We start from the raw sequence: 21,297 nt of genomic DNA, 5'->3' as shown, positions 1-21,297 counted from the left end.
GAAGTGTCTATTCAATGAAACAGGAGCAACCCATGCCGCTGTATCCACGGCCGCGACTTGTGAAATGGCTGGATGGAGAGAAGATCTGGTCGGTGAGCGTTACGTACGACATTCAGGAAAAAGCTGTCTCAGCGGTGGAGCAGATGAGACTGAAATCTCGATTGGAGCAGGCGTTGACTGGCTCTTTTCAGGATGGTAATTCAACAGATTCGTCCATTCCGATATCAGTCTCTTTACAGGAGGGGCTGCACCCGGAAGGCTATGTCTTACAATGGGATGAAGCAGGACTGCGAATTGAATATAGTCAACCGGCCGGGTTGCATTATGCGGTGGTCTCAATAGAGCAGCTTTTGTTGCGCCAAGGATTCTCATGGAAATGCTTTCGGATTGAAGATGAACCCGACTTTCCGGTACGTGGCTTAATGCTGGATATTGGACGCAGCAAAATTCCGAGGCTAACGGAGTTGTTCCAGCTGATCGACCAGATGGGGATGTTGAAGCTGAATCATCTGCAGCTGTACATGGAAGGATATTGCTTCGATTATAAACAGCATATGGAGGCGTTCCCGGATAGCACCCCGATGATAGCTGAAGAGTTCCGCAGGTTGGATGCTTACGCCGCAAGCCGTTTTATCGATCTGGTGCCGAATCAGAATTGTCTGGGCCACATGGGAGATTGGCTCAGTAAACCGGGATACCGTGACCTTGCGGAGCATCCGGACGGAATGCTGATTGATGGTCCGTATCCATTGACATTCCCTCCCACCACTTTGAACCCAGTCGACCCGCGTTCTCTGGAGTTGATTAAGGGGATGTTCGATGAATTACTGCCTGCGTTCACATCCGATTGGGTTAACATCAATATGGATGAGCCGTTTGGTCTTGGAGCCGGCAAAAGCAAGAAGCGCTGCGATGCGATCGGATTGGGTCCGCTGTATATGGAGTATGCAGAAGGCGTGACGGATATCGTTCGAAGCCACGGAAAGAAAGCGATGATGTGGGGAGATGTATTGACCCGCCATCCGGAAATAGCCGAACGGATCCCGGACGATGTGACGATCCTCGATTGGAATTATGACAGCAGCATTTCTTTTGCCGAGCACTGCAGCATGCTGCAGAAGAACGGAATATCCTATTACGTCTGTCCTGGAACGAGTTCCTGGTCCTCTCTGTCCGGTCGAACCGACAATATGCTGAACAATATCGCCGACGCAGCAATTCAAGGCCGGAAATTCGGGGCCGGAGGGTTAATCGTGACCGATTGGGGCGATAACGGGCATTGGCAGGTTCCGGCGATCAGCTATCCGGGGTATGCCTACGCAGCCGGGTTAAGCTGGTATACGGAAGGTAACCTGCAACGAGAAGATGAGTTGAAGAGGTATCTGTCGGAGTACGTATTTAAAGACGCCAGCGGTGAGATCGGGCATTTCCTGATGGAATTGGGACGATACTACCATTTGGAGAACAGCTCGCTTGATAACGGCACCTATCTGAGTGCTTTGCTAACCCGCGGATTAAAGAGCCGGGAGCAGTTGGAGAAAGAACTTAGCTTGTTTTTGCGGATATTTGCAGAGCTTAACGGAACGACAGTCGACTCGTTTCAGCTGGATTTTCAATATCATGACATGCTGGCGTGGCTGGAGAAGCGTAAAGAACAGCTGGAAAGACTTGATCTTCAAGTTCGCGATGCCGACGTCATTACAGACGAGCTGCGGAATACCCTGCGGTTAATTGAACAGGCGGTTGGGATTCACCGATATATGTGCCGGATCGATATGTCTGATGCACAAGATGAGGTCAACTGCATCATTGATCTGGAATCTCAGCTCAAGCTGGTTATTGAAGAATTTAATAGATTATGGCGGATCCGCAATAAGGAAGGCGGTCTTATAACCAGCACCCGAGCGATGTATACACTGCTCGACCAATACGAAGGGATTCGGCAAACTCAAGAACAGGTTTTAGAGCAGCAGCCTGCAACACATCAAACCCCATAAATTGAGAGAGAGGTAGTCCGGAGTCATGTTTGGTGAGTTGCAGGAAGAAATTTCATTTCTACGAGGAAATCCCATAGCATTCCAAGTCGCGAAAATCGCGGCTTTTTTTTATAAAGGTAAACAAACAGGAATTCTGTTGTATGCCGTAAATTAACTTGCCACAACAAACTAAATTCAATGATAATGTATACAGTTGGTTAATTATACTATTGGGGTTGAATATGATGAAAAGGATTGAATTCCAGAACGAATCGTACGGAAAAGAAATAACCGCAATCAATCGACATTTGCATATGCTGCTTACTCCGCGTCTTGCCCCGCTTCGCTTGGGATTTGGGCAGCACATGTTTTTGCTAATGCTCTCAATGAAAGAGGAGGTGAATCAGAAAACACTAAGCGAGCAATTGATGGTCGACAAGACAACGACGGCAAAAGCGATCCGCAAGCTTGAATCTGAGGGTTATATTCGCAAAGAAATTGACCCCATCGATCTACGGAACCAAAAGATATATCTAACCGATTCCGGAAGGGCTGTCGTTCCGAAGATTGAGGAAGCGCTAGCAGAATTAATGGAGATTGGAACAGAAGGGATCTCCGCAGAAGAGTACCTGGAATTAATGAGGTTGTTAAAAATCATATTAAACAATTTGAATAAACATGTACAAGCTTCAACTCGTCAGTGATTCTAATGAGTAGGGGAGATGAATATGAGAGTAACCGTCATAGGTTCAACGAGTGCGACAGGACTGGAGGTTCTAAAGTACGGTAAGACACGTGGGCACAAGCTTATTGCGTTTACAAGACGTCCGCAGTTGTTAAGTATGGATCAGGGCTTTGACAAGATCGTAACTGGAGATGGGCTTCGTAAACCTGACGTTCTTCAAGCGATTGACGGGAGTGATGCAGTAATTGCGATTATAGGCGGCAAAACCGATATAGCCGGCGTTACGAAAACAATTATCAGATCGATGCAGGAAAGCAAAATCCGGCGCTTCATCTTTGTCAGCTCTTATTTTATTCGCCCTTTCAATATGAGTATCTCAAGAAACTATTTCCGCGTGCCCGCATGACGGTACTCGGTGATTTCGGGCAGGCGATCTTTACGCAGTCTACCAAGCTGCATGAGTCCGATTCGCAACTGGTTCGACTTTATGGTGAAGCTGAAACTTGCTTGATCCGCCTTGTGCGCAGCTATCGTTCAACACGGGAGATTGTGGAATTTACGAAAACGCTGCTCTCTGATAAGTCGGAAATCGTCCCCTTTGACAGGAGCGGACCGAAGCCGCTTCTTGTGAAGTTAGAAGACGAAGAAATGCGCGATGCACGAATACGGAAAGACATCGCGGCACTTAAAGCCGAGGGCTTTGACTCTATTGCCGTCATTACGAAGACGGCGGCTGAAAGCCGCGCAGCCTTTGAATCTTTAAGGGAGCAAGGAAGCGAAGCATTGCAGCTCATTACGAAGGAGACGGTCACCTTTGAAAAAGGAGTAATGGTTTTTCCCGTATATCTCGCCAAGGGTGTTGAGTTTGATGCCGTTCTGATTTATGAGGCATCACCTCAAGCTTACAGCCGGGATAATGATCGCAAACTTCTGTATACAGCATGTACGCGGGCCATGCACCGACTTCATGTATACACAACGGACGATTGGTCACCGTTCGTGCAGGCATTGTCTGCTGATTTATATGAGAGAGCAGCATATTGACGGATCGGTGATGACGCCCTCCGCCATAAGCTGCTGCTCATGATTCAGCAATCTTCGAGAACAGATCAATTTGTTCCTCGAGCTGATTTTTATCCATGCACAGCTCGAAGATCAGAAAGCAGGGATCATGTCAGCTCCTATACAAACAAAGGGTTGACTCGCTCGTATGAAAACATGTAAACAGCCTTAGCCGTTAGTCGGCCAAGGCTTTTTTGCGCTTAATAGTCTGAACCGTGCGTCATTCATTACAAGGGTGGGGACTTTCCTTGCGGGCTCAGAATTGTGGGGCTTGTCGATAGACATGACCTCTTATCGTCTTAGCCGAAGTTAAACGCTGACTGTAGGTTCTACCGTAGTTATTCTATTATTGACGGAATCGAGTTGTACTGTTGCGCCAATTGGCAAAGCGGCTTTATACATCCCATGTCCTGTAGCAAGATTTGTTATAAGCGGCTTACCGAGAGGTACAACAAATTCGTTGATTAAATCTTCATAGGATGTGCCATAAGCCGCCTGGCAGCCTGAGCATTCTCCCATAATAATGCCGATGCAGTCATTAAATTTTCCGGCAAGCTTCAAATCGTTCAAGTATCTGTAGACGGTATTGGTGGGTTCATGCGTCTCTTCAAGAACGAGAATTTTACCCCGTGTATCGATTTCGAATGGCGTGCCCAGCGTATCGACAAACGATGTGAGATTACCGCCCACAAGCTGCCCCGTAACGTTGCCCGGAATACGGCTTATCAGCGGCATCCCCGGCGGATTCAAGATTGACCGGGTTAATGAATACACGGATGTCGCGGAAAAAAACTGATCGAAATTATAAGCGGGTGTTTCGGGTTTGAAGTCAATAAGCATCAGACTATGGAATGTTATTAAATCTACATATTGATGCAGTACATTTAATAATACCGTGATGTCGCTGTAACCCGTGACGATTTTTGGATTATTTCGTATCTCATTATAATCAAGGTACGGAAGAATTCCGGCCACGCCTGTACCGCCTCTGGTAGGCAGTATCATTTTTACCTGCTCATCTCGAAACATCATCATTAAATCGGAGGCTCGCTGCTCGTCTGTGCCGGCAAGAAACCCGTTTTGCGCATATACATATTGACCCAATACAACATTAAGCTCCATTGCTCTCAAATATTCGATTCGTGCATTAATGATGTCTGCAGCGAGTGGGCTGCCCAAGGTAACGATTCCAACGGTATCGCCCCTCTGCAAGATTGGCGGAGGTATCGGCATATCCTTTTCTTCCCTTCCTGAGAATAGAAGAAGCCTTCGTGATCATGTCTTTAGAATATATTGGCTGGATTTGCAATGCAGTACTAAAAAAGAATTTTACATGTATGTATTCTTAGTTGAGATAGCGGAAGGGGGAAGGCTTTGAGTCGGCTTGTTACTGGTGGTACTACCTTCTACGAAGACTTCGATTGATGGATAGCTGAATCGATGTAGGCTCTCAAAGTCTTGATAAACGTGCGCATGGCGTATCCGACATACCGGTCGCTGCGGTAGATCAGACAAATGTCCTGAGAAGGCGTAGGGTTCCTGAGGTGCACGACCTTGATGTCCGGATTGTGAAGATTCTCCAATAGAAGTCGCGGCAGAACACAAGCGCCGACTCCGCTCTGTACCATCTGAAGGAGGGAAGATAACGTTGTCGTCACCAAATGCGACTGTAGTGTAAACCCGTTGTCCATGCAAAAGCGGTCAATCAGCTTGCGGCATTGGTGGTCTCCTGGGAACATGACCATCTTTAAGCCTTGCAGCCTGTTTAAGGGGATGAAGTTCTCCGTGGCAAGGGGATCATTCATACTTACAGCCAATGAGAACTCCTCATGAAACAGGGGAATTGTCGTGAGGCGTTCATCGATAACAGGTCCAATGGTTACGCCGACATCGATGCTTCGGTCCAGAACTTGTTCGGTTACTTTCGTGGTTTCCAAAAGGGACAGTGAGATGGTGGGGTAGGTCTGATGGAAGTTTAATAGCATGGCATTGAACATGAGATCCGCGTCACCGGGCAAGACCCCGATGGAAAGGGATCCGCCTTGCATTTGCTTCAGATCTGCAATGGCGTCGCCGGCTTGCTGCAGATGCCTGAACACGGCAGCACCGTGTTCACGAAGAATGGCTCCAGCGTCTGTAAGGACAATTGTTTTTCCCACACGATCGAACAACAGAACCCCGAGTTCTTCTTCCAATCTTCTTATCTGCTGGCTAATGTTGGGTGCGCTGACTCCCATTTTTTCGGCTGCTCTCGTGAAATGAAGCTCTTCACAAATGGCCATGAAATATTGCAGTTGTTTTAACTCCATCGCTCACACCTGCTTTCTATTGCATCGTGTATCATGCTCAATCCTTATTGTTGCTCCGACTTCTTCTTCTGTCAACGAATAATCGTTAACTGATACTTAACGTTCCAGTAACGCCCACTGCATTGATGGTTAGTTGCGTAAGACATAAAATGGGAACATATCAAGCGGTTCTCATAATAAAGGAGGAATTAGCATGTCTGAAATGATTATCAATACGGCAACAACCGCACGTCAGGTGCTGCAGCAGCAGGTGCAGGGGATCCCGGAGGAGCAGTTCGATATCCAACCGGCTGGTTTCAATAATACTATCCGTTGGAATGTCGGCCATATGATTTATTGGATGGATAAGTATTCTCCCTTGATCTTCGACTCTCCGCCTATCGTACCGGACACTTATGAAACGCTGTTTAACTCTGGAACAAAGCCCTTGGATTGGACGTTTGCTCCTCCTTCGAAGGGAGCGATGGTCGAGATGTTAACGGCACAGCTTTCCCGTATCACTGAGTTGACGCCTGAAATGCTGGGCGAGAAGCTTTCGGCTCCGTTTGACTTGGGACCGTTCCATTTCAATACCTCTGGTGAGTTGTTAAACTTTATCCTGATTCACGAAGCTTTTCACCTTGGAACGATTTCGAGCCAGCTAAAGGTTCTTTCGTCGAGTTAACCAATGATAGGCAAGACCAATAAACCATAATGAGGAGGATTCTTTTATGGAGAAATCTCTAGACTCAGTGCAATCCCGCACAAGTGAAGGGTTTGATGCCTTTAGACATGCGTTGGAAACAGGGGATACAGCTGATTTTCTTAATAAGGTTACGGAAGATTTTCATTTCTTTGTTCCGCTCCCGCTAGAGGGGTGGAATCACGAACAGCAAGGCAAAGAGCGGTTCGAGGAATTGATCAGGTTCGAGCGCTCCGTATTTCAGATGCAGCTGACTCCGCTCATCGTGCTTGAGAATGAGGACAACGGGATGGTGGTATTTCGCTCGGAAGGCTTGTTGAATGGGCGGCCTTTTCGTAATGAGCTTGCAATCGTCTTCGAGTTTGAGGCAGGGCGGATCCGTTCCTTCCGCGAATATGTAGGTATGCCGTTAAAAAACTACGAGAACCCATAATAAATATAAAAGCTACCGTGTGTATTGGAAGCCAAACTCCATTCGGATCAGGCTTCCAACACACGTTCCAGGCGTACATGCTCGATTAAACACTTTCGGCCATGGTCAGAATGCTGTATGAGCTGCAAGTCTACTTATCTTTCAGATTAATTCTAAATACATCTCCCGTATTACCACCAAAAACCATCATCCCGCCTTCAGGCAGTACTATCGAGTAATTGTTGCTTGCTTTTGAAAAGCTCATAACATTTCCCTCTCTGTCATAAACGGCAAAACCTCCACTTGACGGAGCCTCAACCGTCATGACCCGATTGGCTGATTCTTCATCAATCTTATACCATACAGCCTGACCAGTGAATGGTATGCTGCAGATCGAGGATTTCCCTGCATAAATGGGTTGAATCGCATCTTCACTAATATAGGATTGTCCATTAATCTTTAAATACTCCGTATGGTTCGATTGATAGAAATTCAAATCAAATGCATCTCTTCCGTACATCATTGGAATTTCGACAACATTTACAGCTTGATTCTCATCCATAATTTTAGTGCCGTTTGCATATCCATGATCCATATCAACGGATATATACTTATTTAAGACCTTTGGTGCTAGATAAAATCCAGAAGTAATCTTTTCATCCAATGCATAATAATTTTTTCCGTTTCTATGTTCCCATACCTTTTTCGTTGTCTGATTTACAGGATTGGGATCCAGCTTTTGATATTCATAGATTACCGCAACGCTTTGACCTAATCCCGGAAGATTCGTATATGCGTTAACCTTTAAATAGGTTATTCCATCTTTTGCCGATCAAAGCTTATGGCTACATTTCCATCCTTGTTTTTAAATTGTCCATTTCCCGTGTATACATATTTTTGTGGGGGTATCTCTCCGTCCTGCAGAGCAGGCAAATCAATCTCTCCGTTCTTAATTTCAAGATTTATTGTTCTGCCCACGGAACCATATAATCCAGTATAAGAGAGATATTCCGATGGCATATTCACTTTCAAGGAAGGCTTAAATGTTTTTTCGGGCAGGATGTCATTAATAATGCCTTTATCCTTTAAATATTCTAATAAAACGTTAGATGCAAAAGCGCTATTGGAAACTGAACTCCCTCCCGATGAAAGCACAGTCATAGAAATATCATGTTCGGGTAGGGTAGTTAAAGCTGCGTGATACATAAAGGTATCCCCACCCTTGGATAATGCCGTGATTCCGTAATCACTAAAAGGCGCTAAACGAACGGCATCCCAGCCAAGACCATAATTAACGGTGTTAGACTCTTCAGAAACCCAGATTCCATTTCGATACTCATGATTTTGCATGGCCTTTGCTGATTCCTCAGATAAAATATCCGTTCGATTCCCGATTAATACTTCAGCGAACTTACTTACTTCTTCGGCCGTGGAGTAGATGCCCCCTGTCCCAATGATATTGGCATTCTCAACGGGTAAAGCCTGATCGATCCCAGGAAAATAAGTTTTAGCCAGCCGTTCTCTATCAAATGAATCGAGTGGTGTTTTCGTAGATTCTAAATTCAGCGGGTTGCTTATGTATTGTTCAATGAATTCGGTATAGCTTTATATAAATATCGATGAAAAATGATCGAAGCATAGCCGTCCCGCACCTTCCGCGAGGAGTTAGTTGTCTTATTCATAACCGAAGTGTATCTATGCATGTTAAGAATATATTATATTTATGGGCCATCTTCGAATACAATGTACGTATAGCCAAGCACGAGATCAAGCTTGAAGCAAGCGATACGTCCTCAATGCCTTAGAACGCGACTTGGGGCCGGTGTTCACGCGTGAATCAAACCAAATACAAGTTTATCGGAGGGGATTCGAATGGGAAAACAGTTTCCGGCCATGCTCCCCGAGCATATGGCCTTCATCCGAAAGCAGCAGCTGTTCTTTGTCGCAACGGCGCCCATGTCGCGGGATGGGCACGTCAATCTGTCGCCGAAAGGATATGACACGTTTCGGATATTGTCCGATCGTAAGGTTGCGTATTTGGATTTGACCGGGAGCGGCAATGAGACCAGCTCCCATCTCGAAGAGAACGGTCGTATCACGATGATGTTCTGTGCATTCCAGGGGTCGCCGAACATCCTGCGCCTATACGGAACCGGAACGGTGATTCTCCCGGAGGACAGCGAGTGGGAGCTGCTGTACGGAATGTTCGAACCGCTTCCTGGAGTCCGGCAGATTATTTTGGCCGATATACACAAAGTCCAGACGTCCTGCGGTTATGCGGTACCATTCATGTCGTACGAGAAGGAGAGGGAGACGCTCCAGCGGTGGGCGGAGCAAAAAGGCGAAGAAGGCTTGCACAGTTACTGGCAGGAAAAGAACTTGAGCAGCCTCGATGGATTGCCGACGTCTCTTGGGAAACGTATAAGGACATAGCGGTTGGTATCTCGCGGCTGGACGATGGGACAAGAGTGACTTTAAGGAGGTTGAAGATGGAACATGGAACATTCCCAAATCGTACATACAATCCTTGCAAAATTAGGAAATGAACGTTTGATTACGGAACTGACAACAAAATTGTCGCAATCTGAAATGACTACGCTTCTTCTCGAGCTTTCAAAAGAAATGACGGCTCAAAGTTCTCCCGTCGATTTGTTAAACAAATATGCCACGAATCGTTTTGTGAAGCCTTCCGAGCTCAGTCCAATTAAGCTGAAGAAAATAGAGCTTGATATGCTCGAATTGGCCGAACATCGTGGATTTAACTCCTTGGAACTTTCTCCAGCTAGCCCGTTGGGAAGCTGTTCGGTGGTCGCGAAGGTAGATCAAAACAAGGTGATATCAGCAACAAGAGGCGTTGAATTGATGTCGGACAGCACCAATATGCTTGCGATCTATCTGGCGAACGGCATAAAGAATAAATCAATAAACAACAGCATCAGCGATGTGCATGTTTGCGCAGCCAGCAGAGTCACTCGAGGGCAATGGTATAAAAATGCCAACGTCCTTCCTCATTTCGGTTTATTTACCTTGGTTAGTTCAGGAAAAGATACCGGTTCATATCGCTTCGAAAAAGATACACTGACCCGGCACATCGCATTCTATCTCAATTATTATGGTGAGAGACTAGGTCAAGAGACAAAGGTATTTCTTCATATGCGCAAGGGCTATACCGATTCAGAAGGTTTCCTGGACAGAATGGTCGATCATTTGAATGTAGAGTTTCCCTCCTGCTTATTTATTGAAGACAGGGTAGAGAGCAGCAACCAGTATTACAAAGGCCTGAACTTCGAAGTGAATGTGAATGGAGTGAATATAGTAGATGGCGGTTTCGTGGATTGGTCCCAGCAATTGCTCGGGAACAAGAAGGAACGATTGTTGATTAGCGGGACGGGCATCGATTTACAGTTGATCACCGGAATGATTCAATGAACGAGTCGGTTTCAATCATAACCGATTTCGATTCAATTATCGATTGAACTGCTGTTAACTGAACTGAATCTGCAATCGCAATAAAACATCATCTACGCATACGAGGTCGCGGAATTCGTTTACACGACACCAAACAGTGTCCTATACTTAATTGCAAACGCTCTGGAGCTCGAGAATGGATTGAAATTGCTGCATAAAAAACTTGAGGGGGTACCTCGATGGTAAATGGTGAAAGGAATTCAAAGATTGATCCCTACTTTAATAAACTTAAGAAGTGGAAGGAAGAATTTAAGCTGCTGAGAGAAATTGCTCTTGACTGCGGGTTGACCGAGGATTTTAAGTGGATGCATCCGTGTTACACGCTTGACGATAAAAACATCGTTTTGATTCATGGCTTTAAGGATTACTGTGCGCTTCTGTTTCACAAAGGAGCGTTGTTACAAGATCCCCATGGGATCCTAATCCAACAAACGGCGAATGTTCAGGCAGCCCGTCAGATTCGGTTCACCAATGTTCAGGAGATCGATGAAATGCAACTTATCTTGAAAACATATATTGATGAAGCCATCGAAGTTGAGAAAGCCGGTTTGCAAGTGAACTATAAAAAGAATACGGAATACACCATACCGGAAGAATTAGAAAGTAAATTCGTGGACATGCCCGATTTAAAAGCGGCTTTTGAAGGATTGACCCCGGGACGACAAAGAGCATATATTCTACATTTTTCTACACCCAAGCAATCCAAAACCCGAGAGTCCAGAGTTGAAAAATATATCGCGCATATCCTCAGTGGCAAGGGATTAAATGATTAGTATAGGTTATCTTTGTGGAAGGAACAGAACATACATAGATTAAACTCCGCGTTGAAAGCGGAGTTTTTTGTTTGCAATTAACCATTATTGGGGGTGCTTCAAAGGGGAAATTTAGATCGTCGTTTTTTTACAAAAAAAAAATTTATGGTTGCACCTAACGTAACATCATCTTTTATACTAAAACTACCGGTACGTAGTTAGCGCTAACTAAAGGAGCTCTTATGAAACGAAATTGGAAGGTAGGGGAGCTTGCCAAACAAACGGGGCTCACCGTAAGAACTTTGCGATTTTACGATCAAATCGGTTTGTTCTCGCCATCGGGAAAGACGGAGTCAGGTCATAGGCTGTACGATGAATCTGATCTGTCACGCTTGCAGCAGATTATATCGCTTAAAGAATTAGGCTTATCTTTGGAGGATATAAAGCTCATTCTGAAGGACGAGCAGATCAGCCCACTAGAGATCGTCAAGCTGCAAATAGCCCGAATCAAGGAACAAATCAAGGTTCAGCAGCAGCTCCTTGAACAGCTTCATCATGTATCCAAGTCAATGCAGGGGATGGCGCCATTAGCGGTTGAAGACTTCACTGACCTCATGCAAGCGATTAAAAAGAGCCATGAGAAGTTAGTCATCGAGCGGAGAACGAGCTGGGAGCACCATCTGGATGTATTGGGTGATTTTATTGCCGAGGAAGAGAAAAATTCGAAATCTAGGGAGGATTAATCATGAACGAACGATTTGTTAAACATGCCACCTTCGTCGTAGAGCGGACTTATGCGACTACGCCTGCTAAGGTCTATCAAGCATGGGCCGACCCGGCTGCCAAAGCAAGGTGGTTCTCAAAACCCGATATTTTCGAGTTTCATGTCGGAGGACGCGAGTATAGCAGCGGTGGCCCGCCAGAGGGGCCCGTCTTTACGTTTGACGCATGCTACCAAGAGATTGTGCCGGAAGAACGCATTGTCTACAGCTATACCCTGGATTCGGATGACAAACGCATCTCCGTTTCACTCACTACGGTCGAGCTTATCCCGACCGAGGACGGCACAAAGCTGGTCTTCACCGAGCAGGGAGCATTTTTTGATGGGTATGATACGCCTGAAGTGCGTGAGCATGGGACGAATGAGATGCTTAATGCACTTGGAAAGACACTTGAATAGAGGCGACCTCTGACGATAATCGGCAGTGAGAACGAAATGATATTTTCAAGAGAAAACCCCACTGATCAAACGAAGTATCAGCGGGGTTTTTGAACGTTGAGGATAGAAATTCAACACCTTCTCGCATAACAAAGCCAACAAACTGAATAATAGTCGCGAGAGAGGAGAATTAGGTATCTATTACTCTTTCCGGCTTATAAACTCATTTGGAACATCTTCACCTTCCGGGTTATTATTTTTTATTTGGCTAAGACGTCCATTGCGATACTCTCCTCCATGAACTTTGTTCTGACGCTGACCATTATTGTCCGTACGATCATGCTGATTATGATTATAGTTCTTGTTATTTGCCATTTCAGACTCCACCTTCTTTCTAAGCTGTACAGCATAGAATGTGTATTAAGATCAGATTTATGCAGAAAAATAAGGTGATCGATAAAAGGGTGATACTTTACAGAAAATCAACCACTCAACCCACGAGAAAGTCACATAGATTGGCGGCTGCGAGGACTCTAATTTAGTTGCCTGATTGGTTCCGCCGTGAAGTAAATCTCGTTATATACCAAACACTTTGTAAATTTCTTTATAACCTCACATTCGAATTGCCCTTTTTCAAATAAATCTAGGTAGCTAATTTCGCTGCGGATATATTTTCCATCATCGTACCAGTTCATAAATCGATTGTTAAACCTTCGATTCATGCAAAAATACGGCTCCATGACGATAACCTTTCCACCTGGTTTCAAAATGCGTTCAAATTCCATCAAGTATGAACGAATCTGCTCATCTGATATATGATGAAGAACAGCAACGACAAAAATATAGTCAATGGAGTTGTTTTCTATAGGGATCTGGCGTTCATCAAATATTTCAAATGTATGGTTGGGGTACAGTCTTTTGGCCAGACGAACCCGATCCATATTGGGTTCAACACCAAGATACCGATCTGAATGACAAATAGAGCAATTGGCTCCAGTACCCGACCCAAAATCAAGGATGAACTTATTCTCCAATTGGAAATGATTTTGAATATGGTCATGGATATATTTTTTGGTAATCCATTGGGGACGGACAAACCAGTGATACAGACGCGGAGATAGAGGCATTTCTAACAAGTCACCACCTTTTTTATATAACACAAAGGTTAATTTGACTCATCGCTTCATTCCTTATTCGTAGAAAAATTAACCGATTCCCCTATTGATAAAAACACGCAAACCATTTGTTATAAATAAAGCAGCCGGATTTATGACCGACTGCTTTATCGTTTACTTTTCAAGAAAATTATCGAATAGACCTGAGCATACGCCTCCATGCATTTCCATTGTACCGGCGTCTATATGCCATTCCCATCAATGTAGCACCCACCCCAACAGCCAATAAAGATATAACGGTTTTCTGATTATTGATTTTGAAAGGGATCATCCGCTGCATATTATTTCACTCCTTTTTCTGAAATATTTGTTCGAGCTCCGAACCGTCGTATTATGGGTATATTATGAACTCTTCATTCAGAAAAAGGATGGGTATAATGATTAGCTGATCAAATCATTTTACTGTCGTTTACGAAACACTTGATTTCGTTTGATATCAGCTTGACCTTTATGCTTTAGGATTTTAGAGGATAAAAGCATAGAGGAGGAGCATATGAAGCGAAAATGGATCGCCGGATTGCTATCCGGCATACTGATCGGCAGCAGCTTTTTTGAGCTTGCGCTTGCAAGCAGCCCGGCCTATGCTGCGCCTTCGGGAGCGATGCCCGTGTTTATCTCGGAAATATATCCCGATGACCGGTCGAATCAGCAAACGATCGAGGGCGCGGGCGGGGCCGATCTGTTCGAATATGTTGAGCTTTATAATCATTCGGGAGCGCCCATCTCGTTTAATGACGAGTTCAACATTCGTTACGACTACAATACGGGCGTGAAGACGTTGACGGTGACGGACACGGTCTACGGCAAACCGGATGGGGTGGTCATCCCGGCGGACAGCCCGGCTGTGCTCTGGGTGGAGCGCACAAGCTCGTCCATAACCGGGGCGGCGGCGGCCCTGACGGAATCCGATTTCCGCCAGTATCACTCGGTTCCCGGCCATGTGCCGGTATTCAAGCTTCGGGGACAGGACGGCCTCAACAACACGGACCGAGGCTTATACATAACCCGAAAAGGCGATGACGCCGCCGTGATCAGCGGCTTCTACTATACCGCCGAGGATGTCGGTGACGGCAAGAGCGTGCATCTTCAGCCGCCTTCCGGCGATTCAGGAATGATTCCTTACGCCCGGGAAGCGGCGCCTTCTGCCGGAATCATCGATCCGGGCCAGCTATCGCCGCCTGACAATCGCATGCCTGATATCAGTCATACGCCGGTCGCATCGGCCGATCGGACGCAGCCGCTGACCGTAAGCGCAAGCGTCTATGACGCAGATGGAGATGCGCTAATGGTAAAGCTGTATTACAAAACGACCGTCAGCAGCCCCTACAGCATGATCGACATGGTTGGACGCGGCGGTGATCAATTTGATGCGGTTATTCCGGCCGATCAGTTGATCGGGGATAAGCTGCAGTATTATATCGAGGCAGCGGATGGAATTCAGCAGTCGAGATCCGTCGATTATGAAACGGCTTTAACCGGAGGAGCTGCCGGCGGGATCGTTCCGCGCATCCTGATTACTGAACTTCTGCCGAATCCGGCCGGGGATTACCGGTGGGGAAGCGGCAACCAGTACGAATACGTTGAAATCTACAATAATTCGGATCAGGTATTGGACCTTAAGGATTACACGCTCTGGTATCTGTACCCGAGTCAGACGGCACCTAAGAGTTGGAAGATCCCGGATCATACCGCAATCGAGCCTTACAGCTCAGCTGTCATCTGGTTCGCGAAGGAAGCCGTGGCCAACGGCAAAGGATATATAACGACGGCCGACTTCAACCTGCACTTTAACAGCACGCTGAACGATAACGACATTATTTTCTACGATAATTCGAAAGCTTCGGATTTCAATCTTCCGAATTCCCTGCATCGCGGGGTTGCCTTGTCCGCGCCGGGACAGGCCAATTCGTACATCGTACAGGCCTGGTATGATCCCAGCACGCCGGACAGCCCGGACAGGCTGGTTAACGACGTTCGTAATGCGGTCGTTCGATATGCCTATCCGGATGCAGGAACGACCATGAGAAGATTGGATAACCGGATGTACGCCAATCCTGGCAGCATTGATCCGGGTCAGGTGCCGCCTGTAACAGGCATCGACATGATAGCCCCGACGCTCCAGCATGAGCAAACCGCCTATAACTTGGGCAAGGATCAGGCTTATGCAGTTACCGTCACTAGCGACGAGCCACTTGCTTCCGCAGAGGTGTTGATTGGAGCAGCCTCCGAGGAGCCGACGACATTTACGGACAAGCATGCGCTAACGCTTGCGTCCCAGGATAAAGGACGTTATGTCTACCAGGGCTCGATCACGCTGAATGAAACCGGCGTCTATCGTTATATCATCGATGCGGTCGACGATAGCGGCAACCGTACGCGGGTCCCCTATAACTCCAGAGGCGGGCTTCTGACCGTTAACGAAGAAAACACGGGGACGGAGCTGCCGGACCCGGGGTTATCCTTAGCAAAAGGTAGCATGCTGAGCGGGAAGGCATCCTTCTACGCTTACGGCTCCCGCGCCGAGGACGATATCGAAGTCCGCTTCGACGGCAATCTGCTGCAACTTCGCAAGGCGCTGCCGGGCAAGGTGCAGCTGGGCATGCAGACCCGGGGGATCGATCAGATCTACCAAGCGTCGGCAAGCGCACTCAATGCAAGCGGAGAGACGGAATTTTTCGGACGCATCCTGCCCAAATATATTGACGGCGCCTGGACGATGTTCGATATGTCTCCTGATCTGTTCGTGACCGGAACGAGCGTTTCCGTCCATACCGGGAATGAGAATGCTCCTTATCAACTCAAAGATCATGACAAGGTATTCGGCAAGAACAACCATGACGATTTCGAAGTGATGAATCTCCATCTCGTGCTCCCGGACGGTTCGGTAGTCAAACCGGATAAGCTGTTGAACTACCTGGGCAACCTCGGGCAGTCGACCGTGGATTACCGGGAGGATACGTACTACGGTTTCGGCGATGCGGATTACGGCAGCAATCCGAACAAGCCGATGATCAGCGATTTCCATTTTCCGATTCCGCAGGACAGGTTCACGGCAAGATATGCTGAGCTCGACACCGCTTCGGTAAAGGACGGGGTATATCCTCTGAGCATGTCGATGAACGGACAAGTCTTTCAGTCCATCGACGTGACTGTGGACAACACCGCTCCCGAGATTGAAGGAATATCGTATGGGGAAGGGCAGTTGTTGACCGACGCCATGCAGCTCAAAGGGGCGTTCACGCTGGATGTGGTCGCATCGGACCATTTAAGCGGCGTAACCGACATTACGGCGGAGCTTGATGGCGAGCCGATCACGCTTCCTTATGGGACGTCTTCCACGCTGCTTGAGCCGGGAGAGCATATTCTGAAGGTGACCGTACTCGACGGGGCCGGAAATTCGGCGGAGATCTCTCGCACCTTCATGATTGAAGAGGAGAAGCCTCTTCTCCCGGGCGAAGTTTCCCCAGCCGATTTCGCGGAGAACGTAGGGTTGAATCCGAGCCTGAGAGGGCGGCTCAGCGATCCGAGCGGGGACTTGATGGACGTGCGCTTCCTGGAAGGGGATAAATACGATTTTGCCCGTGAAGACGGGATCGAAGGCCATATCAATGTTGCAGACCGGGAGCCGCCGCTTGTGCTGACGCCGGACGGCGAGAAGGGGATCGGCAAGGAAGAGGCCGACAAAATTGCTTACCCGGACGGTGAATACTTAACCACGGATACCGATTCCGGATTCCCTTATCATCGATTCGAAATCCAGCTGGACGAAGCATGGACGGAACAGGACAAGGTAGAGCTGCACTGGCAAGGGCGTACGCTTCCTGGACGCATCGTGACGCTGTATGCATGGGATTATGAGACGGGCAAGTGGACCGCGCTGAAGTCGGCCACAGGCGACGAAGCCGAATCCGACATTGCCCTGACAGCGGAAGTGGATCCTAAGCGTTTCGTGCGAAACGGCAAAATCCAGGCCATGGTGCAGGATGAAGTTAAGAGCGCGAACGCGCCGTTCAACATTTTATGGTTTACGGACACGCAGTATTACGCGGAATCGTACCCGGACATTTTCGATAAACTAGGCGATTGGATCGCAGAAGAATATAAAAAGGGCTTGTTCAGTTATGTGATCCATACCGGCGACATTGTGAACGTGGCCGACGACGAGAAGCAGTGGGTGGTAGCCGACCGCAACTTGAAGAAGCTGGATGAAGCGGGCGTACCGTATGGTGTACTCGCGGGCAATCACGACGTCATCATTGACGGTGTGGATTACTCCTATTACGGTAAGTATGTCGGGGCCGACCGGTATAAGAACAATCCTTGGTATGGCGGGGAAATGGATAACAACCGCAACCATTACGACCTCGTGTCGTTTGGAGGCCATGACTTTATTTTCCTGTATATCGGCTTTGGACTAGAGGACACGCCAGAGACGATCGCTTGGGCCAACGAGGCGCTGAAGAAGCATGCGGACCGCATTGCGATCGTCGGCATGCACGCTTATCTGGAGAGCAACGGCACCTTGTCCAATATGGCGCAGAGCGTTTATGACCAGGTCATCGCGCCCAACAAAAACGTGCAGCTGGTGCTAAGCGGACATTATCATGCTGCTAACCGGGTCGTGAAGACGGTGACGCATCCGGACGGATCGACAAGGCAGGTCATCGAAATGCTGGCGGACTATCAGGGAGGACCGAACGGAGGTAACGGGTATCTGCGCCTGCTGAAATTCGATCCAAGCTCCGGTACGCTGGACGTGGATACGTATTCGCCTTACTTAGACGATTATAATTTCTTTGACGACGCCATCGAGGATTTTACCGAGCCCTTTGCGTTCAGGGACATTCAAAAACGGGTGGCAACCGATTATTTTGCGGTTAACGTGTACAAAGATGCACTGATTGGCGAGCAACAAGACGTGAAGTCCGGAGAAATCGCCTCTACCGTATGGAATGGACGAGAAGCCGGTGAGACGTATTACTGGTATATGGATATTACCGATGAATTCGGCGCCAAGCAGCTTAGCCCAATCTATCGCTTTATGACCTCGAAGAAAACGTCTCCTCCGGGCGGCGGGAATGACGGAGGCGGAAACAATGGGGGCGGCGGCAACAACGGCAACAATGGAAATAACGGAAACAACAACGGCAATAACAATGGAGGCGGCAGTAATCAACCGGGTCAAAGCAAGCCAGGAACGCCGCCGACCACTGGACCTTCCAGACCGGGAACGATTACGGCGAAAGTCGCCATCAATGGTCAGAGGGCTCAGGCAGCGATCAGCGAAGCAGAGCTCAGCCGTGCATTCGACAGCGTCGCAGCAAACGCGCGCGGAATCAAGACCGTGACGATTCAACTGGACGAAAGCGCCCGGTCGTTCAACGGCGAAATCGTCATCCAGGTTCCGTCAGCTTACTTGAACCGCAATCACGCGCGGGAACGGATCGAGATTGCTACTCCGCAGGCAACTGTGAAGCTTCCTTCCGATATGCTGAACCGTCTGCCGGAAGCAGGGCAGTTCACGGGCCTCGTGATACGGGCGGGTAAGCGAAGCGGGCTTTCCGCGGAACAACTTACCGGGATCGGGAACAGACCGGTCGTCGAATTGCTGCTGCAAATCGATGGCAAGACGGTGGAATGGCCGGGAAGCGGCACCCCTGTAACGGTATCGCTCCATTATGAAGCCAAAGCTGACGAACGAGCGGATCAGCTGGTCGCGTGGGAAGTCGATACAATGGGCTCCGTATCTGTTGTGCTGAACGGATATTACAATGCCGATCTTCGTACCTTGACCTTCGAGACAAGCAAGTTTGACACGTATGCGATCGCATACAAGCATATATCATATCGGGATGTGGAACCGGGCAGCTGGTATGCAGACGCCGTACATTTCCTCTCTGCCCGAGACATTATTAAGGGGGCAGGGGGAGGACGGTATCTCCCGCAGAAGGAGATCAGCCGGGCCGATTTCCTGGTCATGGCGATGAACGCCTTCGGCATCAAACCGGAGAATACGGATGATGACGATAATTTTGCCGATGCGGGCAGCCTGTACTATACGCCGTATTTGTCCGCAGCGAAGAAGCTGGGACTGGTCCATGGAACGGGAGATAACCGGTTTAGACCGGAGGACTCGATCACGCGTCAGGATATGGTCGTCATGCTCCAAGCGATGATGGAATCGGCCGGTGGCGAGTTGCCGGGCGGAGGAGAGAAGATCGAACGCTATACTGATGCGAAAGACGTATCCGGTTATGCGAAGGAAGCGATGGACTTTATGCTGGATGCCGAATTGATTCAAGGCACAGGTGGAGGCAAGCTGTCACCGAAGTCCATTACCAACCGGGGGATGGCAGCAGAGCTGATGTATAATTACCTGGTCAAAAGCCGGGAAGCTTCTTAAGAATTAGAATAAAGACGAGCAGTATCATGAACATGTGACGGAGTTAGAGCGGGAGAAATCTCCCGCTCTTTTTGTTGCCATTCGGTTGCGGCTGTGATTTCAGGCTGTTGTTTAACTAACAGTCAGATTAGTTCAATCAAGGCACTATACTTTGGGCACATCAACCATAAGATTTGGTATAAAGTATAATGAGTCGAGGGGGGACGAAATGATGAAAGTGGTCAAAGTCGCTTTTGTATTTGTACTGTTGTTTGCTGGTTGTAGTCCAAGTGACTCAAGTGAAACTATCTCCGATTCCATAACCACGCCAGCGATTCATACAGTAACCAATAATGAGTTGAATTCCCGGCACATCATCTATAATCACAACTATGACAATATGGATCGTGGAAATCATGATTTAGAAGGAGAGGTTGTGATTGATTTGCAGTATTATAATGAACATGCGATTAGCCGAGGTGATATCGTATACTTCATCAATCCTGAAACTAAAAAAAATCTTGGTGAATACAGTATTTCTAGAGTAATCGGGCTACCTGGCGAGAAAGTAAAGATTGAAGAAGGACAAATCTTTATTAACGGAAAGTTGCTTGATACTTTTTACGGAAGAGCACATCGACTGGGCGATGATCTCGAAAGTTTGAAAAAAGCTTTAGAGCGCGTTGACTTAGAAGATCAAATCCGAAAAAACATTGAAAATAATGTAGATTATTTTCAGCAATGGAGTATGAAGGAAATCGAGATCCCCGAAAACAGCATTTATCTTATAGGTGACGATTGGGTTCGCAGTAATGATAGCCGATTGTTCGGTCCATTACCCAGAACTAACATTGAGGGGAAACTGGTGGGTGTACTTGGTAGTTGAGGAATGTAGCCTTGCGCGCTTATAATCCGATATCTCGATGTAATTTGAGCGGCAAACGAGGTTGAGTTCCCTTTAAGATATCTTGCTTGACATGATCTGGTTTTATTTTGTAATCTGTTTTTGGAGATGAAGGAAAGGGGACTCGTATTCAAATGTGGACTTCCTTGTAATGGTTTGATTGTAGGTGATCGCGTGATTCGACCTTGGCTAATTGCCATAGGTTTGGTGAATCATGCCATCCTCAACCATTTCAAGGGATGCGAGAGACCGTTTATTTCACCCGCTGCGCGAATACTTGATGTATCCGCTTTTTTTTGGTTAAGGTAGCGGAAGCAATTCATCTCCATTG

General features: G+C 47.4%; 17 protein-coding genes and 1 pseudogene. 13 read left to right on the top strand and 5 right to left on the bottom strand.

Annotated features, from left to right (window positions below; genetic code table 11):
- The first annotated feature begins 14 nt into the window (after positions 1-14).
- From ACQKPA_RS21880 to ACQKPA_RS21865, 4 genes are all read left to right on the top strand, one after another.
- A complete protein-coding gene (locus tag ACQKPA_RS21880; RefSeq protein WP_427494616.1) occupies positions 15-1,997 on the top strand; it encodes a beta-N-acetylhexosaminidase in 1,983 nt (660 codons plus the stop codon).
- A 221-nt stretch (positions 1,998-2,218) separates the two neighbouring features.
- The gene (locus ACQKPA_RS21875) at positions 2,219-2,680 is read left to right on the top strand and encodes a MarR family winged helix-turn-helix transcriptional regulator (RefSeq protein WP_427494615.1); all 462 of its coding nucleotides are present in this window, start codon (positions 2,219-2,221) and stop codon (positions 2,678-2,680) included.
- A gap of 24 nt (positions 2,681-2,704) precedes the next feature.
- Entirely contained in the window at positions 2,705-3,067 is a 363-nt protein-coding gene (locus ACQKPA_RS21870) for an NAD(P)H-binding protein (RefSeq protein WP_427494614.1), read from the top strand.
- Positions 3,064-3,705: an ATP-binding domain-containing protein gene (locus ACQKPA_RS21865; protein ID WP_427494613.1), complete on the top strand. Its 642-nt coding sequence runs from the start codon at positions 3,064-3,066 to the stop codon at positions 3,703-3,705. Before ACQKPA_RS21870 ends, ACQKPA_RS21865 begins: the two co-directional genes overlap by 4 nt.
- A gap of 327 nt (positions 3,706-4,032) precedes the next feature.
- Here the strand turns inward: ACQKPA_RS21865 and ACQKPA_RS21860 are convergent, their stop codons facing one another.
- Both ACQKPA_RS21860 and ACQKPA_RS21855 read right to left on the bottom strand, forming a co-directional pair.
- On the bottom strand, positions 4,033-4,956 hold the full coding sequence (locus tag ACQKPA_RS21860) for a S66 peptidase family protein (protein WP_427494612.1): 924 nt from the start codon (positions 4,954-4,956) through the stop codon (positions 4,033-4,035).
- Between the two features lie 173 nt (positions 4,957-5,129).
- Entirely contained in the window at positions 5,130-6,032 is a 903-nt protein-coding gene (locus tag ACQKPA_RS21855; RefSeq protein WP_427494611.1) for a LysR family transcriptional regulator, read from the bottom strand.
- A 193-nt stretch (positions 6,033-6,225) separates the two neighbouring features.
- On the opposite strand from ACQKPA_RS21855, the gene ACQKPA_RS21850 reads away from it, so the two are divergent.
- Both ACQKPA_RS21850 and ACQKPA_RS21845 read left to right on the top strand, forming a co-directional pair.
- On the top strand, positions 6,226-6,696 hold the full coding sequence (locus ACQKPA_RS21850) for a DinB family protein (RefSeq protein ID WP_427494610.1): 471 nt from the start codon (positions 6,226-6,228) through the stop codon (positions 6,694-6,696).
- A gap of 46 nt (positions 6,697-6,742) precedes the next feature.
- Complete coding sequence (locus tag ACQKPA_RS21845; RefSeq protein ID WP_427494609.1) at positions 6,743-7,147, top strand: nuclear transport factor 2 family protein; 405 nt, start codon at positions 6,743-6,745, stop codon at positions 7,145-7,147.
- Between the two features lie 130 nt (positions 7,148-7,277).
- Here the strand turns inward: ACQKPA_RS21845 and ACQKPA_RS21840 are convergent.
- Positions 7,278-8,731 (bottom strand): annotated as a pseudogene (locus ACQKPA_RS21840) (serine hydrolase domain-containing protein); the annotation flags it as partial.
- A 267-nt stretch (positions 8,732-8,998) separates the two neighbouring features.
- On the opposite strand from ACQKPA_RS21840, the gene ACQKPA_RS21835 reads away from it, so the two are divergent.
- The 5 genes from ACQKPA_RS21835 (at position 8,999) to ACQKPA_RS21815 (ending at position 12,526) form a co-directional block, all read left to right on the top strand.
- Complete coding sequence (locus tag ACQKPA_RS21835) at positions 8,999-9,559, top strand: pyridoxamine 5'-phosphate oxidase family protein (RefSeq protein ID WP_427494608.1); 561 nt, start codon at positions 8,999-9,001, stop codon at positions 9,557-9,559.
- A 63-nt stretch (positions 9,560-9,622) separates the two neighbouring features.
- Positions 9,623-10,555 carry a hypothetical protein gene (locus tag ACQKPA_RS21830; protein WP_427494607.1) on the top strand — a complete coding sequence of 311 codons (933 nt, stop codon included), beginning with the start codon at positions 9,623-9,625 and terminating at the stop codon, positions 10,553-10,555.
- A 218-nt stretch (positions 10,556-10,773) separates the two neighbouring features.
- Positions 10,774-11,367, top strand: coding sequence for a YdeI/OmpD-associated family protein (locus ACQKPA_RS21825; RefSeq protein WP_427494606.1), 594 nt, complete (start codon positions 10,774-10,776; stop codon positions 11,365-11,367).
- 221 nt (positions 11,368-11,588) lie between these two features.
- Positions 11,589-12,089 (top strand): MerR family transcriptional regulator, encoded by a 501-nt coding sequence (locus tag ACQKPA_RS21820; RefSeq protein ID WP_427494605.1) that lies wholly within the window; start codon positions 11,589-11,591, stop codon positions 12,087-12,089.
- A gap of 2 nt (positions 12,090-12,091) precedes the next feature.
- On the top strand, positions 12,092-12,526 hold the full coding sequence (locus ACQKPA_RS21815; protein WP_427494604.1) for an SRPBCC family protein: 435 nt from the start codon (positions 12,092-12,094) through the stop codon (positions 12,524-12,526).
- Between the two features lie 180 nt (positions 12,527-12,706).
- On the opposite strand, the gene ACQKPA_RS21810 is transcribed toward ACQKPA_RS21815, so the two are convergent.
- Together ACQKPA_RS21810 and ACQKPA_RS21805 are read right to left on the bottom strand one after the other, a co-directional pair.
- A complete protein-coding gene (locus tag ACQKPA_RS21810) occupies positions 12,707-12,880 on the bottom strand; it encodes a hypothetical protein (protein WP_202618955.1) in 174 nt (57 codons plus the stop codon).
- 158 nt (positions 12,881-13,038) lie between these two features.
- Positions 13,039-13,632: a class I SAM-dependent methyltransferase gene (locus ACQKPA_RS21805; RefSeq protein ID WP_427494794.1), complete on the bottom strand. Its 594-nt coding sequence runs from the start codon at positions 13,630-13,632 to the stop codon at positions 13,039-13,041.
- A gap of 541 nt (positions 13,633-14,173) precedes the next feature.
- On the opposite strand from ACQKPA_RS21805, the gene ACQKPA_RS21800 reads away from it, so the two are divergent.
- A complete protein-coding gene (locus tag ACQKPA_RS21800) occupies positions 14,174-20,083 on the top strand; it encodes an S-layer homology domain-containing protein (RefSeq protein ID WP_427494603.1) in 5,910 nt (1,969 codons plus the stop codon).
- A gap of 208 nt (positions 20,084-20,291) precedes the next feature.
- Positions 20,292-20,948, top strand: a complete 657-nt coding sequence (gene lepB / locus ACQKPA_RS21795; protein WP_427494602.1) for a signal peptidase I — start codon at positions 20,292-20,294, stop codon at positions 20,946-20,948.
- Positions 20,949-21,297 lie beyond the last annotated feature (349 nt).

Origin of the sequence: Paenibacillus sp. NPDC093718 (assembly GCF_050279985.1) — a bacterium.
Taxonomy (GTDB): domain Bacteria; phylum Bacillota; class Bacilli; order Paenibacillales; family Paenibacillaceae; genus Paenibacillus_AQ.
The sequence above is the reverse complement of the archived record's forward strand: the minus strand, read 5'-3'. Positions and strand labels throughout refer to the sequence as shown.

Bases quoted from the DNA above. Each gene is read 5' to 3' on its own strand.
- ACQKPA_RS21830 (WP_427494607.1), top strand. From the start codon at position 9,623: ATGGAACATTCCCAAATCGTACATACAATCCTTGCAAAATTAGGAAAT.
- ACQKPA_RS21800 (WP_427494603.1), top strand. From the start codon at position 14,174: ATGAAGCGAAAATGGATCGCCGGATTGCTATCCGGCATACTGATCGGC.
- ACQKPA_RS21880 (WP_427494616.1), top strand. From the start codon at position 15: ATGAAACAGGAGCAACCCATGCCGCTGTATCCACGGCCGCGACTTGTG.
- ACQKPA_RS21870 (WP_427494614.1), top strand. From the start codon at position 2,705: ATGAGAGTAACCGTCATAGGTTCAACGAGTGCGACAGGACTGGAGGTT.
- ACQKPA_RS21845 (WP_427494609.1), top strand. From the start codon at position 6,743: ATGGAGAAATCTCTAGACTCAGTGCAATCCCGCACAAGTGAAGGGTTT.
- ACQKPA_RS21855 (WP_427494611.1), bottom strand. From the start codon at position 6,032: ATGGAGTTAAAACAACTGCAATATTTCATGGCCATTTGTGAAGAGCTT.
- ACQKPA_RS21860 (WP_427494612.1), bottom strand. From the start codon at position 4,956: ATGCCGATACCTCCGCCAATCTTGCAGAGGGGCGATACCGTTGGAATC.
- ACQKPA_RS21825 (WP_427494606.1), top strand. From the start codon at position 10,774: ATGGTAAATGGTGAAAGGAATTCAAAGATTGATCCCTACTTTAATAAA.
- ACQKPA_RS21865 (WP_427494613.1), top strand. From the start codon at position 3,064: ATGACGGTACTCGGTGATTTCGGGCAGGCGATCTTTACGCAGTCTACC.
- ACQKPA_RS21805 (WP_427494794.1), bottom strand. From the start codon at position 13,632: ATGCCTCTATCTCCGCGTCTGTATCACTGGTTTGTCCGTCCCCAATGG.
- ACQKPA_RS21820 (WP_427494605.1), top strand. From the start codon at position 11,589: ATGAAACGAAATTGGAAGGTAGGGGAGCTTGCCAAACAAACGGGGCTC.
- ACQKPA_RS21835 (WP_427494608.1), top strand. From the start codon at position 8,999: ATGGGAAAACAGTTTCCGGCCATGCTCCCCGAGCATATGGCCTTCATC.
- ACQKPA_RS21850 (WP_427494610.1), top strand. From the start codon at position 6,226: ATGTCTGAAATGATTATCAATACGGCAACAACCGCACGTCAGGTGCTG.
- ACQKPA_RS21810 (WP_202618955.1), bottom strand. From the start codon at position 12,880: ATGGCAAATAACAAGAACTATAATCATAATCAGCATGATCGTACGGAC.
- ACQKPA_RS21875 (WP_427494615.1), top strand. From the start codon at position 2,219: ATGATGAAAAGGATTGAATTCCAGAACGAATCGTACGGAAAAGAAATA.
- lepB (WP_427494602.1), top strand. From the start codon at position 20,292: ATGATGAAAGTGGTCAAAGTCGCTTTTGTATTTGTACTGTTGTTTGCT.
- ACQKPA_RS21815 (WP_427494604.1), top strand. From the start codon at position 12,092: ATGAACGAACGATTTGTTAAACATGCCACCTTCGTCGTAGAGCGGACT.